The sequence below is a fragment of the Aquiflexum balticum DSM 16537 genome, from assembly GCF_900176595.1.
Taxonomy (GTDB): domain Bacteria; phylum Bacteroidota; class Bacteroidia; order Cytophagales; family Cyclobacteriaceae; genus Aquiflexum; species Aquiflexum balticum.
In genome coordinates this window covers 4582619-4597779 of the sequence record NZ_LT838813.1, presented here as the reverse complement: position 1 = coordinate 4597779, position 15161 = coordinate 4582619, and the positions used below count along the sequence as shown (strand labels likewise).

General features: G+C 40.9%; 10 protein-coding genes. 2 read left to right on the top strand and 8 right to left on the bottom strand.

Going from position 1 to position 15161, the window contains the following annotated elements:
* The 3 genes from B9A52_RS19400 to B9A52_RS19390 are packed head-to-tail and all read right to left on the bottom strand — an operon-like array spanning position 1 to position 5912.
* Positions 1-2139 carry a chitobiase/beta-hexosaminidase C-terminal domain-containing protein gene (locus B9A52_RS19400; protein WP_084122022.1) on the bottom strand — a complete coding sequence of 713 codons (2139 nt, stop codon included), beginning with the start codon at positions 2137-2139 and terminating at the stop codon, positions 1-3.
* A gap of 13 nt (positions 2140-2152) precedes the next feature.
* Positions 2153-3604, bottom strand: a complete 1452-nt coding sequence (locus tag B9A52_RS19395) for a DUF1501 domain-containing protein (protein ID WP_084122021.1) — start codon at positions 3602-3604, stop codon at positions 2153-2155.
* 1 nt (position 3605) lies between these two features.
* The gene (locus B9A52_RS19390) at positions 3606-5912 is read right to left on the bottom strand and encodes a PSD1 and planctomycete cytochrome C domain-containing protein (protein ID WP_084122020.1); all 2307 of its coding nucleotides are present in this window, start codon (positions 5910-5912) and stop codon (positions 3606-3608) included.
* Between the two features lie 218 nt (positions 5913-6130).
* Here B9A52_RS19390 and fahA point away from each other — a divergent pair, with 218 nt between their 5' ends.
* Complete coding sequence (gene fahA, locus B9A52_RS19385) at positions 6131-7402, top strand: fumarylacetoacetase (protein ID WP_197687243.1); 1272 nt, start codon at positions 6131-6133, stop codon at positions 7400-7402.
* Positions 7403-7477: 75 nt separating this feature from the next.
* Here the strand turns inward: fahA and B9A52_RS19380 are convergent, their stop codons facing one another.
* Entirely contained in the window at positions 7478-8230 is a 753-nt protein-coding gene (locus tag B9A52_RS19380) for an energy transducer TonB (RefSeq protein ID WP_172805246.1), read from the bottom strand.
* Positions 8231-8386: 156 nt separating this feature from the next.
* Between B9A52_RS19380 and pgi the strand changes: the two genes are divergently transcribed.
* On the top strand, positions 8387-10033 hold the full coding sequence (gene pgi, locus B9A52_RS19375; RefSeq protein ID WP_084122018.1) for a glucose-6-phosphate isomerase: 1647 nt from the start codon (positions 8387-8389) through the stop codon (positions 10031-10033).
* 290 nt (positions 10034-10323) lie between these two features.
* Here the strand turns inward: pgi and B9A52_RS19370 are convergent, their stop codons facing one another.
* From B9A52_RS19370 to kefF, 4 genes are all read right to left on the bottom strand, one after another.
* Positions 10324-11109 carry a carboxypeptidase-like regulatory domain-containing protein gene (locus B9A52_RS19370; RefSeq protein ID WP_084122017.1) on the bottom strand — a complete coding sequence of 262 codons (786 nt, stop codon included), beginning with the start codon at positions 11107-11109 and terminating at the stop codon, positions 10324-10326.
* Between the two features lie 185 nt (positions 11110-11294).
* Positions 11295-12452 carry an MFS transporter gene (locus tag B9A52_RS19365; protein ID WP_084122016.1) on the bottom strand — a complete coding sequence of 386 codons (1158 nt, stop codon included), beginning with the start codon at positions 12450-12452 and terminating at the stop codon, positions 11295-11297.
* A gap of 29 nt (positions 12453-12481) precedes the next feature.
* Positions 12482-14341 carry a monovalent cation:proton antiporter-2 (CPA2) family protein gene (locus tag B9A52_RS19360; protein ID WP_084122015.1) on the bottom strand — a complete coding sequence of 620 codons (1860 nt, stop codon included), beginning with the start codon at positions 14339-14341 and terminating at the stop codon, positions 12482-12484.
* Between the two features lie 3 nt (positions 14342-14344).
* Positions 14345-14932: a glutathione-regulated potassium-efflux system oxidoreductase KefF gene (gene kefF, locus B9A52_RS19355; RefSeq protein ID WP_084122014.1), complete on the bottom strand. Its 588-nt coding sequence runs from the start codon at positions 14930-14932 to the stop codon at positions 14345-14347.
* Positions 14933-15161: the final 229 nt, after the last annotated feature.

Sequence of the window (15161 nt, the reverse complement as noted above, 5' to 3'; positions counted from 1 at the left end):
TCAATTGATCAGAATTTCATCAATGAATACCCATCCTTTGCCACCGGCACCGGGATGCCATTTGGGTAAAGGATTGACCGGAGTGAGTTTTGCTTTTACGGCCGTGACATCACTTTGGTTGATTTTGGATTCATACATCTGAAGCATTCTGTCACGGTTTCCTGTTGGCTGCTCCGGTTTTTGTGTGTCCACTAATTTCCAGTCTGTATTTTGTGTTTTGATCCAAACTTCAACTTTGGAAGGCGGGAAAATATACGAACCTTCGGCGGCCAAGGTACTGAATGCAATATTTTGGATACTTTGGGGAGATTTGAAATCCATTTGGATTTCAAAAGGTGTGTCTTGAAAACCCAACCATTTGCCCGTTGCAAAGTCTTCATCTCCTTTTTCAAGATCAAATAGGGTTAAAGCTCCTGCACCCTTGTATGATTGGTGTGGCGGATGCACAAGGTTATAGCTGTCAGGCTGAATTTTTGACCTGAAGAATACAGCTTGCTTTTCCGTACTTCCCAGCCATCCGTCTGCAAAAGCCCTTGCCCGCAAGGTGGTATTTTGATCCAAACTTATCGGGCCTGAATACACCTGATGGTTGCTGCTGTCCGGCATGGTATTGTCCAGGGTATAGAAAATATTCACCGAACCGATGGGGTGTTTGAGACTGACTGCTATTTTATCTGTGAAAATTGACTTATCAAATTCTATTTGTGGCGCATTTAATTGATATAAGGTCCCATTATCTTGAAATCCTCCTTCCACTCTGGTATTGGGTAAGGCAGCTTTTAGCGACGAAATGGCGTCAGCATTTTTATTCGTCCATACAAAAAGATCCTTCAGCTGATCAAATTCTTTAAGACTTTCAAAAGCTGCTTCTGAAAGCGGATTACCACTGAGGGAGAGATGCTTCAGGTTTTGGAGGTTTTGCAATTCTGTCAAAGTATTTCCTTCTATCCCTGTAAAATTGAGGTTGAGCACCTCAAGATTAGGGTAGTTGGCAATCTTTTGAAGGTCATTGTCTTTCAAAGGCATGTTCTGAAAATTCAATTCTACCACCTGTTCTTTGACTTTTTTCAAATCATCAATCGTATTGGGGTCAAACTGGTTTTTTCCGAAAAATGTAACGCTTAAGCCCGGGGAATTGGGGTAGGTGGTGACTACCTTTCTATAGTCATTGTTGAGCTCAGCAATGGTTTTGACATTCGCTGCCTTGAAGGTATAAGTTTTGGATTCCTGTCCTGCAAACTTTTCTTTTGCCAAAGCAATGAATTCGCTTTCTGGACTGTAGGCGGTCAGTTTTTTATCGAAATGAGCCGAATCCAAAATCCAACTTTGGATCAGTGCGAGTTCAGTTTCGGTCAATTGTGGTTTTCCTTTGGGAGGCATATGAAATTCATCTTCCAAAGGATACAATATATGGATCAAAATCTGGGAATTTTCAAGGTCCTGCATATCGATGGCCGGACCCATTTCGCCACCTTTCAGTATATATTGGACTTCGTCCATTCTCAGGTCGCCTTTGACTTTTCCCGCCTTGTGGCAACTGATGCATTTTTGATCCAAGATGGGTTTGATGACGTGGTCAAAAGCCAAAGCTTCTTCAAAACTTACCTGAGGCAAGTCGCTCTCACTTTTTAAAGGTGCAAAAAGGAAATCCTCACCATGGGTCAGTGAAGCTCCCAAGTGGCCTGTAGCTAAAACCAAAGCCAATACGACTAAGGAAAGACCTTTGGCCACAGCCAACTTTTCTTTTGCCCAAAACCAGTACCACAAAGTTCCTAACCAAAATACCAGTAAACCGGTCCATTGGTGGTTTTCAAAATCCTCTTTTACATAGCCGTCTTCCACGCTGAGAAAAAGCCCAGCAAGAACAGTGATCCCTGTGAAGAATAGAGCGGAAAGTAGAAGTCCTTTTAGGGCAATCTTCATATTGGCTCCCAAGGCATCGGGAAACCAAAACAACAATGCTGCTAAAAACAACATAACGATAGGGAAATGGAGCAGCAGCGGATGCATTCTACCCACTACCTCCAAAAAAGAGGGCAATTGAATTTGATCTTGACCAATGACAAGAATAAGAATCAATCCATGTAATGCAATCAACGAATTTTCTAGAATCGCAAAGATTTTTTGGTTTTTGGGCATACTGCAAGAACTGTTAAACCAAAATGTCTTTTACAACTTTACCGTGTACATCGGTCAACCTATACCTTCTTCCCAAGTGTTTGTAAGTAAGTCTTTCATGGTCAATTCCCATCAAATGCAAGATGGTGGCCTGGAAGTCATGGACATGAACCGGGTTTTCCACAATGTTGTATCCAAATTCATCTGTTTCACCATAAACCATTCCTGACTTCACACCCCCGCCTGCCATCCAAATGGAAAATGCCCTTGGATGGTGGTCACGTCCATAATTGTCTACCTGTATTTTTCCCTGACAGTAGTTTGTCCTCCCAAATTCCCCACCCCAAATCACCAAAGTTTCATCCAACAAGCCTCTTTGTTTAAGGTCTGAGATAAGGGCTGCCGAAGCCTGATCCACATCTTTTGCCTGGCCGACCATCTGATTGGGCAGGTTGTCGTGGGCATCCCAGCCCTGATGGTACAGCTGTACAAAACGGACCCCATTTTCTGATAATTTTCTCGCCAAAAGGCAGTTGGCTGCATAAGTACCCGGAATCAAACAATCCGGACCGTACATTTTGATGATGCTGTCGGGCTCTGATTTGATATCGGTCACTTCCGGCACTGCCGTCTGCATACGGAAAGCCATTTCATATTGTTGGACTTTGGCCTGTATTTCAGGATCTCCAAAAGTCTCATAATTCATATTGTTCAGTTCGGCCAGCTTGTCCAACATCCGTCTCCTGTCCTCTCTGTTCATCCCTTTTGGATCTTTGAGATAAAGGACAGGATCTTCACTTGCCGAAAACTGTACACCCTGATGTACGGAATCCAAAAAACCGTTGGTCCATAGCTTGGAATAAACTCCCTGTCCGTTTCCTTTTCCTCGGCTCAATAGCACACAAAAAGAGGGTAGGTTGCTGTTTTCACTTCCGAGACCATAACTCAGCCATGCTCCCATACTGGGACGGTTTCCCACTTGCGCGCCTGTCTGGAAGAAAGTCAAAGCAGGATCATGGTTGATGGCTTCCGTATGCATGGACTTGATGATGCAGATATCATCCACTACTTTGGCGGTATGGGGGAATGCCTCAGAAATCCAGGCTCGGGATTCTCCATATTGGTTGAACTTGAAGAAAGAACCTACTAAGGGAAAAGAGCTTTGTCCTGCAGTCATGCCTGTCAGCCTCTGTCCTGCTCGGATGGAGTCGGGAAGTTCTTGTCCGATCTGCTGGTTCAACAAAGGCTTGTAATCAAATGTTTCCAACTGGGATGGTGCTCCGTTTTGAAAAAGGTAGATAACACGTTTTGCTTTTGGGGCAAAATGGGGCAAAGCTTCCATCAGGGCATCCTCACCGCTTTTTCCCTTGAACAGATCAGGAATCAACAGACTACCTAAAGCCAAGCTACCAATACCTAAGCTGACCTTCGAAAGAAATTTTCTCCTGTTTTCATTGAGTCCAAATTCAGATTGTTCTTTTTCCATCTCAGATTTTTGTTATTGCTTCTTCAAGGTTATACATCGCCAGAATCACCTGCATCATAGCGGCAGTGTCCGGGGTTATTTTTTCTTCTTTGATAGGGTATTCACCCATTCTCAATAAGGCATCAGCCGATTCCTGGTCTTTACTGAATCTCGATAATTCATCTTCAAAGTATCCGGAAAGAATCTCCATTTCCTTAGGATTGGGGGCCCTGCAAAGGATTCTTTTGAAAGCTTCCTCTATGGCTGTTTCAGGATCGGATTCTTTTTCAGTTAGCTGACTTGCCAAAACCCGTGAAGCTTCCATTACCAAGGGATCGTTCATCATGACCAAGGCCTGAAGGGGCGTATTGGTCCTTCCTCTGTTTACTTCACACTGGTCTCTGTTTGACCCATCAAATATGATCGGCATCGGAGGCGGTGATGTGAGTTTGATAAAGGTATAAAGACCTCTTCTGTAAAGCTTTTCTCCTTGGTCCTGTTTGTAGGTTTTGAGTTCTCCTCTACCGGATGTGGCTGCTTCCCAAAGTCCTTCCGGCTGGTAAGGTTTCACACTTGGTCCACCTATTTCAGGTACAAGCAGGCCCGAACTCGCCAATACCAAATCCCTGATATTCTCGGCAGGCAACCTCAATCTTGGGGACCTTGCCAAATAAACATTGTCAGGATCTGTATTCAAATGCTTCTTGGTAACCTTAGATGACTGCATGTATGTTGCCGAAGTCATTATTTTTTTGAGTAGTCGCTTTATGTCCCAATCATTTTCCATAAAATCTACTGCAAGCCAATCTAAGAGCTCCGGATGGGAGGGAAGATCGCCCTGCATCCCAAAATCGCCCGTGGATTTTACAATGCCGATCCCGAAGATTTCCTGCCACATCAGGTTGACAAATACTCTGGCAGTGAGCGGATTGTTTTTGTCCACGGTCCATTGCGCCAATCCCAACCTGTTTTTGGGCAGATTGTCAGGAAAGGAAAAAATACTTTCCGGTGTACCTGGGCTGACAGGAGTAGTTCGGGCATCATACAAACCACGGTTTAGGATGTATGTCGTTCTCAAAGTATCTAGTTCTTCCATCACGGAAACCATGAGTTTGCTCGTATCCTGATGGTTGATAAATGTAAGGAGTTCGTTGATATCCTCTCTCTCAATCCAAAGGATCGGGGTTTTGGCAGGTTTTGATTGGGAGACGTCACCTTCATATCCTTTTTCAGGAGTATTATTGAAAAAGGCAAACATCTCGTAGAAGTTTTGCTGGGAAATCGGATCGTATTTATGGTCATGGCATTGGGCACATTCCATAGTTATACCAAGAATTCCTTTGCTGAAGGTATTGGATTTGTCCAGGACATATTCCACCCTGTACTCCTCTGGAATAACACCGCCTTCCTCGGTATATTTATGATTTCTGTTAAAAGCTGTCGCTAAAATCTGTTCTTTGGTTGCATTTGGCAACATATCCCCGGCCAACTGCCAGGTGATGAATTGGTCGTAGGGAATATTTTTGTTGAATGCATGAATCACCCAATCCCTGTAGGGCCATTGGGTACGGATATTGTCATCCTGATAGCCATAGGAATCGGAGTACCTTGAAATATCCATCCATAGGACTGCCATCTTTTCTCCAAAGGTGGGCAGGTTCATGATTTTATCCAATGCTTTTTCATATGCCTCAGGGCTGTTGTCTTTTTCAAAAGCACTGATCATTTCAGGGGTAGGGGGTAGGCCTGTCAGGTCAAGGCTGACCCTTTTCAACAATTCGTGCTTTTCTGCCTGATCGTTTGGATCCAGACCCAATTTGTTCATTTTGGCCAAAGTGAAATAATCTATTTCATTTCTGGTCCATTCTTCATCTTTGACTTTGGGCAATGCTGCTTTTTTGGGACTTACAAAAGCCCAATGTGGTTCATATTGTGCACCCTGTTCGATCCACTTTTTGATCAATCCTATCTCTTCTTGGGTCAAAGACAGATTGGATTCAGGAGGAGGCATCAGTTCATTGGGATCAGTGCTGACTATTCGGTGGTATAGTTCGGAACCGTCGATATCATTGGGAATGATGGCGAATTTTCCAGGGCTTTCTTTCATTGCAGCAAAAGCAGTTTCAGGAACATCCAGCCTCAATCCTGCTTCCTGCTTGTTGGCATCAGGTCCGTGACAGGCAAAACACTTATCTGAAAGTATCGGGCGTATATGGAAATTGTAGCTGAGCTGTTCCCCTTCCCCAAATGAAATTTCTGAAGAAGTATTTTGTTTGCAAGCCACAAATATGAAAAGAAGTAATATGATTAGTGGGCTGAAGTACTTCATGGTTATCTTTGGCAATAATTTATTCAAGTTGGTAATTTCGTAAAAAAATTAACAAACTTCAATTTCTTATTCTAAATTTTTACAAATAGACAGAATAAATAAATTTAATGGATACACGGATCCGGATTTTTTTTTATCTTCCTCTAATATCCTGAATTTTCTTTGATTTTTTCTTCCCTGTTTAAATTCTATCTTTGGACTTGAATAAATTTTTAACCATGAGTGAATTGATAGTTCCGTCCTTGAAAAGCTGGGTGCCTGTTCCCAAAGATTCTGATTTCACAATTTACAATCTGCCTTTTGGAATTTTCCAAAATAAAAGACTTTCTCCTAGGGCAGGAATTGCTATAGGGGATAAAATCGTCGATTTGGCGGTTTTACATGAAGAAGGTTTTTTTTCTGATATGACGCAGCTACCCCATGGGATTTTCCAAAAAGATTCCCTGAATGATTTTATTGGCTTGGGTAAGCCTATTACCAAAAGGGTTAGAGAAAAAGTTCAGGACTTGCTCAAAGAAGAAAACGGGGCCTTGCGAGATCATCAAAGCAGGGGCAAAGCAATAGTGACGAGAAAAGAAGCCCAAATGCTTTTGCCGGTAAAGATCGGAGATTATACTGATTTTTACAGCAGCATGGAGCATGCTACCAACGTTGGAACTATGTTCCGTGATCCCGAGAATGCTTTATTGCCCAATTGGAAACATCTACCTGTTGGTTATCACGGAAGGTCTTCCTCTATTATTCCATCCGGAATTCCCATCCACAGACCCAAAGGACAATACAAGGATCCAAATATGGATACTCCCGAATTCGGACCAAGTCGCAGATTGGATTTTGAACTGGAGATGGCCTTTATAGTAGGAAAATCCACCAAGATGGGGGATAGTGTGAGCACGGAAGATGCGGAGGATTATATTTTTGGTATGGTACTTTTCAACGATTGGTCAGCTAGGGATATTCAGGCTTGGGAATATGTACCATTAGGTCCTTTCTTGGGAAAAAGTTTTGCATCAAGTATTTCACCATGGATTGTGACTTTAGAGGCTTTGGAACCCTTTAGGGTTCCTGGACCTAAGCAGGAACCGGAAGTTTTACCCTATTTACAATACCAAAAAGATCATGCTTTTGATATAAACTTAGAAGTCTATATACAGCCTGATGGCCTGAAGAGTACCAAAGTATGTACTTCCAATTTCAAGTATATGTATTGGAATATTGCCCAACAGCTTGCCCATCATACGGTCAATGGATGTAATATCAATGTTGGAGACATGATGGCTTCGGGTACGATTTCCGGCCCAACTTCCGAAAGCTTTGGATCCATGTTGGAACTGGCATGGAAAGGCACTAAGCCTGTCCAACTGGAAGAAGGAGGGGAACGTAAATTTATAGAAGATGGCGATACCGTAATTATGAAAGGTTACTGTGAGAAGGCAGGTATTCGTGTTGGATTTGGAGAAGTAGAAAGTAAAGTGATGCCGGGCAAATAGGGAGTGATTGAGCCAATATACACGAAGCAAGATAAAAGAAGCGGGAATTGAGAATCAAAGTCCAAAAACCAAAAATCACCCCAAACTGAACCTCACAGGCACATACATCCATTTTCTGACAGGATTTCCATTCACATCCAAAGCGGGTTTGTATCCCTTGTCAAAAGCGGTAATTACTCTTTTGGCTTCTTCCTGAAGCATTGGAGACACCTCATCTTGATTGACAATTTCCATTGTATTGACAGATCCATCAGGCATTATTTCCAAGGCAATAGTCACAATTCCTTGAATACTTTTTTTTCTTGCTTTTTCCGGAAAGTTAAGGTTTGACCTTAGGAAATCTTTGAATTGCTGTTTTGAAACTGCAAAATCCGGTTCAAATTCATTTCTGGAAGTCTCGACTTGTTCGCCATCAATCACACGCCATCCGAAAACCACCTCATTGTCGTTACATAAAAATCTGGCTACTAATTTTCCTTCTTGAAAATATTCTATCATTTCCTTTTTGGTGCTGAGTTCAAGAGTTGAGATTTTATGGATGCTTTCATTTTCTCCATATTCCTCAGTTATTGATCTGATCAGATTCTTTTTTCCTTCAAATTCATTCGAAATAACCCTTATCAATTTTCCATTAAGCTCTTGGATCCTTTCTTTTTGTATACCTTCAGAAATTGGGAAAATGGTTTTTTGGTATTGATGGTCTTCAATGCTTTTGCTGGTCAAAGGCCTAAAATGTTTGTCAAGAAAAACAGTCTTGGATTTTTGAGCAACTAAAAAAGAAGAAGAAGATAAAAAAATAAAAAATACGAGATAGATAAATTTCTTCATACAGCTATCAAATGGTTTAACTTTATAGTTAATCGGTTGGCATATGTAAAAGGTTACAAAAAGGATGCCCATATTTTGGATTCTTAGTTTTATGATTTTAAACCCTCATTAATAATCTTATTTTTGCAGGGCCAATTATATTAAACCTATCAATCTATGAAAAGCATCAATCCAACGACCACAACAGCCTGGGGAAAACTCCAATCACTCTCCGTATTACATCAACAGACCCAAATCAAAAATCTTTTTAATGAACCTAAAAGATTTGATGCCTTTACCATCCGACTGGAAGATGTTTTGGTAGATTATTCCAAAAATAGACTTGACTATGAAATCAAGTCTGCCTTGATCGAATTGGCTGAAGAAACCGGATTAAGGGCTGCAATTGAAGCCATGTTTGACGGAGAAAAGATCAATGGTACAGAAGGTAGGGCTGTGCTGCACACGGCTTTAAGAAATAGGTCCAATAAACCTATGAATTTTGAAGGGAAAGACGTCATGCCGGATATCAATGCGGTCTTGCGTCAGATGAAAACTTTTGCTGACAAGATTTCCAATGGAACTTGGTCAGGATATACCGGAAAGCCCATTACTTCTTTGGTGAATATTGGAATTGGAGGTTCTGATTTGGGTCCGGTTATGGTTACAGAGGCTTTGAAACCTTACCAAAACCCGAATTTGGAAGTCTATTTTGTTTCCAATGTAGACGGCACACATATAGCTGAAACCCTCAAAAAAGTCAACCCGGAAACCACCTTGTTTTTCATTGCTTCCAAAACTTTTACCACACAGGAAACCATGACAAATGCCCATACGGCAAGAGATTGGTTTTTGGAATATGCCCAGGATGATAAAGCAGTTGCCAAACATTTCGTAGCCCTTTCCACCAATGAAAAAGGCGTTACGGATTTTGGTATTGATCCGGATAATATGTTCGCTTTTTGGGATTGGGTTGGGGGCAGGTACTCACTTTGGTCAGCTATCGGATTACCTATAGCTTGTGCGATTGGATTTGACAATTTCGAAAAACTCCTGGAAGGAGCATATAGTATGGACATTCATTTCAGAAATGCCCCATTTGAAAACAATATTCCAGTAATCCTGGCTTTGGTAGGTATTTGGAATACCAACTTTTTGGGAGCAACTTCTGAGGCGATTTTACCTTATGACCAATACCTGCACAGATTCGCAGCTTACTTTCAGCAGGGGAACATGGAATCCAATGGAAAATATGTTTCCAGATCTGGAGATAAAGTGGATTATACTACAGGCCCAATTATCTGGGGAGAACCGGGAACCAACGGTCAACATGCATTTTACCAGCTTATCCATCAGGGTACTCATTTGATTCCCTGTGATTTTATAGCTCCGGCGATTTCCCATAATCCGATTTCCGACCACCATGTCAAGTTGCTTTCCAATTTCTTTGCCCAGACGGAAGCTTTGATGAACGGTAAGACTTTGGAACAGGTCACTGCTGAAATGAACAAGGCAGGTAGATCAGAAGCAGAAATTACCAAAATTGCCCCTCATCGGGTTTTTGAGGGAAACAGGCCAACCAATTCTATTTTGGTGAAACAAATTACACCCTATACATTGGGGCAGTTGATCGCAATGTATGAACACAAGATTTTTGTGCAGGGAGTAATTTGGAACATTTACAGCTTCGATCAGTGGGGTGTGGAATTGGGAAAAGTGTTGGCCAATGCCATCCTTCCCGAACTGGTAAATGCGAATAAAGTAAGCAGCCATGATGCATCCACCAACGGTTTGATCAATGCTTACAAAGAAATGAGAGGGTAGTATAAAGTAAGAAGTTTGAAGTAGGAAGTAAGAAGTAAAAATGTAAGACCTTTGAGGTTTGAAAAAACCTCAAAGGTCTTTTTTTTACAGGCAATTCTGAGTAAAAAGGATTAATTATTACTCCAAAAAAATGCATATCGGATTATTTAAACTCAACTCAAAATCCCCTAATTATCTGATTTATGATCAATCAGCCATATTTCAGCTTCTTGTTTATTGCCACAACCCAACAAAATAAATAAGCAGCAAACAAGGTTGAAATATTGAAATTCATAGTCCTTAGCTTGAAATCAATTTGGGACTACAAATGAAACTGCTGCTACAGTAGTGGGGTTGATATTTGGAAATACTTCAATGCCGGAGGTCGGGTCCTCCCAATTGTTGGAAATGAAGGAATCCCCATACATCCTGACATATACTGTTTGTCCGGCACTAAAGCCCATTTCCAGCAATTTATCTTTGGTAAATCCTGTATTGGCACTTAAGCTTGAAAAACTAAAAACCTCACTTCTAGCTGTAAATTTGGTGTTGGAAACATCTGCAAACGGACCCAAAAAGTAGCGTACAAAAGCTTTATTGGACGAAGTGGGTACCGGTGATAAATTATAATCAAAACTTACGCCTACTTCACCGTTCAGTAAAAACTCATTGAAAGCCAGTCCTGTCACTGTTGTAGTTGAAATTTTTCCAAATGGAATATTTTGGACTACTGTGGAAATTACATCTTTAACATATACATGAGAAATCCCAAAAACTCTCAAAGTTCCATAACCGGATTTGCTGATTTCAAACTGATAACTGTCATAGGGGAGTTCATTGAAAGTATATCTTCCTGTATTGTCAGCCGTTGCTGTGAATGTCTGACCTGTAAGGTTGGAAGCTGTTATAGTGACGCCTCCTGCGTCATTGGTGGAAATCAATTTGTCATCAAAAGTCTGAATATTTCCCAACAAAGTGCCTTTAGTCGGAAGTTGGGGAGTGTTATTGTCATCAGAACATGCTGTCAGGAAAAGGGCTGAGAAAATGCTTATAATCAGAAAAAAGCCCTTGAGAACTGGATTAAAACTGTTTTTCATAAATAGAATTTTGTGATTTTTAAATGACTAACTTTTTTAAATAATATAACTATAAGTGTTAAATATATTAACTTTTATTAAAAATAGATTTTATGTGATAAAATTTTTATAAAAAAAGTTATTATTATATCAAAAAACAGATGGGTTTTCCAAATTTTATTTTGTTTATCAATTTTAACAATTGATTAATTTCTTTCCCTCCACATCCCCGCCAATCCCAATAACGGACCAAGTCCCAAAACCGGAAACAAATAGATAGGATCAATTTGAGAAGATAGAAGGTTGATTAGCTGAATACTGATGATCGTAATTCCAAAGCCAACACTATTGACGATTGTCAATGAGGTTCCCCTTGTTGCCTCAGGAGCATTTTGGGCGACCATGGTCGAAAACATAGGTGAATCCGCCGTGACCGCCAATCCCCAAACCATCAAAAATACAAGCATCACTCCCTGAGAATCTTGAAAAATAAGCAACGGAGAGATAAAGCAACAGATCCCGGATAGGGCAAGTGCAAAGGAAGCTATTGCTTTTGGAGTGAATTTGCCTGACAATATTCCTGCAGCGCTGCAGGAAACTGCACCTACAGCGATTATGGTAAAGGACCAAAATGCATAATCCAATTCCAAATTATGGAGTTTATTATAATACTGAAGTATAAAGGGTAAAAAAGCCCAAAATGCATAGAGTTCCCACATATGGCCAAAATAGCCGTAAGCAGCAGACCGGATGGAATTTGTCTGGAAAACCTTAAAAAAAGAAGTAAAATCAAACCCATGGCTTTTCTTTCTATAGGGCCCGTTTGGTACTAAAGCCACGATCGTAAACCCACCGATCAAAGCCAAAACTGATGTCGCATCGATTACATATCTCCAGGGAAGCGGATCCAGAAAACTTCTTACCAAGTGGGGAAAAGCGGTACCCAAAACCAAAGCTCCAATCAAAAACCCCAAAGATTTGCCAAGACCTTTTTGGAAATAATCGGAGGCGATTTTCATCCCAACAGGATAAATCCCCGCAAGAAAAAAGCCTGTTCCAAACCTGAAAAACAGGATTTCAAGGGCACTGATATCTTCGATCCGGATAGCAAAGTTAAATGCAGATGCTACCACAGAACTCCAAAAAAACACCCAGGATGGAGAAAACTTGTCTGCGACAGTAAGTATGGAAAAAACCAAAGTACCAGCGATAAATCCAAATTGCACAGCGCTCGTCAAGTGGCCAAGGTATTCAGGCGCCAGTTTTATTTCTTTTGCGAGATCGGGTAATACCGCATTTCCTGCAAACCAAAGCGATGTACTCAAAAATTGAGAGAGAACAATCAAGGGCAGGATTTTTTTCATCTACAAGTATCGACTTCTTTTCTAGAAAATCACTTTCCTTTCATCACTTCTGAATCCCAAGCATGGTCATTGAGTGCGAATTTTCGGAGTCTTTCCGAGGATAGAAGTTGTTCCTGCATTTCAATTGTCCTCCTGACCGAAGAGATGTATTCTTTTTGATCATGCTTTACTTTTACTAATTCTTTTAATGCTTCCTCGTCATATTTGAGGAAATTCTGTCCTAAGCGATGAACTGTATGGGATCTGAATCCCAACTTGACCAAGACATCTTTGCCCAACCTTATCGAGCTGTCGAGGTGTTCCCTGTAAATATTGGGAACATCCATTTCCATTAATTCGTAGGCGTCGCTACGGTTTTTGGCCCTCACCATAAGTTCCAGTTTGGGAAAATGTTTTTTAACTGTCTCTACCAAAAGGTAATTGGTTTCAGGGTCATCAATCGCAGAAATAAGGATTTTGGCTTCATTGGCCCCTGCGGATTCCAATAAGTCAGCCCTCGTTGCGTCTCCATAATAGACTTTAAATCCCATTTTTCTCAATAAATCCACCCGGTCAGAATCATTGTCCAAAATAGTGGCTTTGATTCCGTTGGCTCTTAAAAATCTCCCAATGGTACTCCCAAAATGGGAAAATCCTACGATAATGACATTGTGTTTTTCTTCTACCACATCAGCTTCTTTTACCTCTTTTTCCAAAGTGCCTACCCTGGGAAGGATAAGTTTTTCATTTAATAAAATCAGCAATGGGGTGATGGTCATACTAATTGCGGTAATGGCCATCAGGATATCATTGGTGGGTTTATCCAATATTTGTAGCTGGTTTGCAAATGAATAGGTTACAAATGAAAATTCCCCGACTTGACTTAGGCCAATGGCAAATATCAAATTTTGGTCCAAACCCAATTTGGCATATTTTCCAATTCCAAGCAGAACCAAAGTTTTCAGTAAAAGGATACCCAGAGTTATGGAAATTATCATTATGGCATTTTCTCCTATTAGCCCAAAATTGATGGATGCCCCTACAGCGATAAAAAATAAGCCCAAAAGCAAACCTTTGAATGGATCAAGATCACTTTCAAGTTCATGTTTAAACTCCGAATTTGCTAAAATCACTCCTGCGAGGAAAGTCCCCAACGCAGGACTAAGCCCAACAATCTCCATCAAAAAGGCAATGCCCACTACAATCAACAGCGCTGAGGCAACAAAAAGCTCCCTAAGTCTGGTTCGGGCTATCATCCTTAAAACAGGAACAAAGGCAAACCTACCCAATAGGACTACAAGACCCACAGCGCCAACCACAAAAAGTGTTTGTGTCCATCCGGGGAACTGTTCTATAGGGCTACCATGGTGATCTGTGGAAAGCGCATCTCCAGCAACAGCCAAAAGTGGAATGATGGCCAACATCGGGATGACTGCAATATCCTGCATCAGCAATACCGCAAATGAGTTTTTCCCCGCATTGGATTCCAATTGGTTTTTTTCTTTGAGGGACTGCAGTACAATGGCGGTGGAAGAAAGCGAGAGAGACATAGAAACTGCCAGAGAAATTTGCCAGGAGAATCCGGAAATGATCATAATCCCAAAAAATGCAAGGGTAGTAATTAAAACCTGGGATAACCCTATTCTGGTAATCATAGCCCTCATTTGCCATAATTTAGCTGGCTCTAATTCCAGCCCGATCAGGAACAGCATCATCACCACCCCAAATTCCGCAAAGTGCATGATATCTTCACCCTCTTCACCTATAAACTCCAATACATATGGACCGATTATAATACCTGCAAGTAGATAGCCCAAGACCGATCCCATTCCTAATTTTTTGGCAATGGGGACACAGATGATGGCAGCTGCCAAATAGATAATGGCTTGAAACAGAAAAGAATTTTCCATGGTTTAAGGTTTGAAATGGTTCAATTCATCCAATTGAAAAAGATGATCAGGTACTTCTTTAGTGTCTCTGAGATACTTCAAAATACTACTGAATTTCTCAGCACCTTTTTGAAGTTCAGAGGAAGTTATTTTGTGGGTTCCTCCAATATGAAAGGGAGGTAAATAAAACATGTGGCATAATTTGGCAGTCTGCTCAAAAGGCAATAAAAACTCCCTCAAGGTATGGCCATGCTTTCCATCTTTGGTATAAGCTGACTCTGTACCACCCGAACTGACACAATTGAAAACAAGCTTGTTTTTGAGGTAAATACCGCCCGGACCATAAGCCCAACCAAAATCCAAAACCAAGTCAAGCCATTGTTTGAAAAGAGGCGGGGCGGAATACCAGTAAATGGGGTGTTGCCAAATAATAATATCGGCAGTAAATAGGATTTCCTGCTCGGTCTGCACATCAATATTGAAATCCGGGTACAATTCATAAAGATCCCTGATTTCAACATTTTCCAATTTGGAAGCAGCATCTGCCAAAGCCTGATTGACTATTGAGTGCTCATATTTTGGATGGGCCAATATTACCAGGACCTTTTTCATAAAAATTTCAATTGCGGTTTATTTGACAAATTACAGAAAATTTGAATTTCATTTTTGTTATGGGATTTTATTTTAGGAAAATAGATTCTTTGGTCTATATGGAGTTTAGGAATTAGGGTTTGTTGATTTTGGTTATTGGTTTAAAACTACAAACCATGCCTAGTAACGGCGGATACACTGTTTTATCAAGGAATCCGAAATTTTATGAAAGGGAAAAATCCTCCATTTC

Excerpts from the sequence above, each read along its gene's own strand:
- B9A52_RS19400 (WP_084122022.1), bottom strand. The coding sequence starts at position 2,139 with ATGCCCAAAAACCAAAAAATCTTTGCGATTCTAGAAAATTCGTTGATT.
- B9A52_RS19395 (WP_084122021.1), bottom strand. The coding sequence starts at position 3,604 with ATGGAAAAAGAACAATCTGAATTTGGACTCAATGAAAACAGGAGAAAA.
- B9A52_RS19390 (WP_084122020.1), bottom strand. The coding sequence starts at position 5,912 with ATGAAGTACTTCAGCCCACTAATCATATTACTTCTTTTCATATTTGTG.
- fahA (WP_197687243.1), top strand. The coding sequence starts at position 6,131 with ATGAGTGAATTGATAGTTCCGTCCTTGAAAAGCTGGGTGCCTGTTCCC.
- B9A52_RS19380 (WP_172805246.1), bottom strand. The coding sequence starts at position 8,230 with ATGAAGAAATTTATCTATCTCGTATTTTTTATTTTTTTATCTTCTTCT.
- pgi (WP_084122018.1), top strand. The coding sequence starts at position 8,387 with ATGAAAAGCATCAATCCAACGACCACAACAGCCTGGGGAAAACTCCAA.
- B9A52_RS19370 (WP_084122017.1), bottom strand. The coding sequence starts at position 11,109 with ATGAAAAACAGTTTTAATCCAGTTCTCAAGGGCTTTTTTCTGATTATA.
- B9A52_RS19365 (WP_084122016.1), bottom strand. The coding sequence starts at position 12,452 with ATGAAAAAAATCCTGCCCTTGATTGTTCTCTCTCAATTTTTGAGTACA.
- B9A52_RS19360 (WP_084122015.1), bottom strand. The coding sequence starts at position 14,341 with ATGGAAAATTCTTTTCTGTTTCAAGCCATTATCTATTTGGCAGCTGCC.
- kefF (WP_084122014.1), bottom strand. The coding sequence starts at position 14,932 with ATGAAAAAGGTCCTGGTAATATTGGCCCATCCAAAATATGAGCACTCA.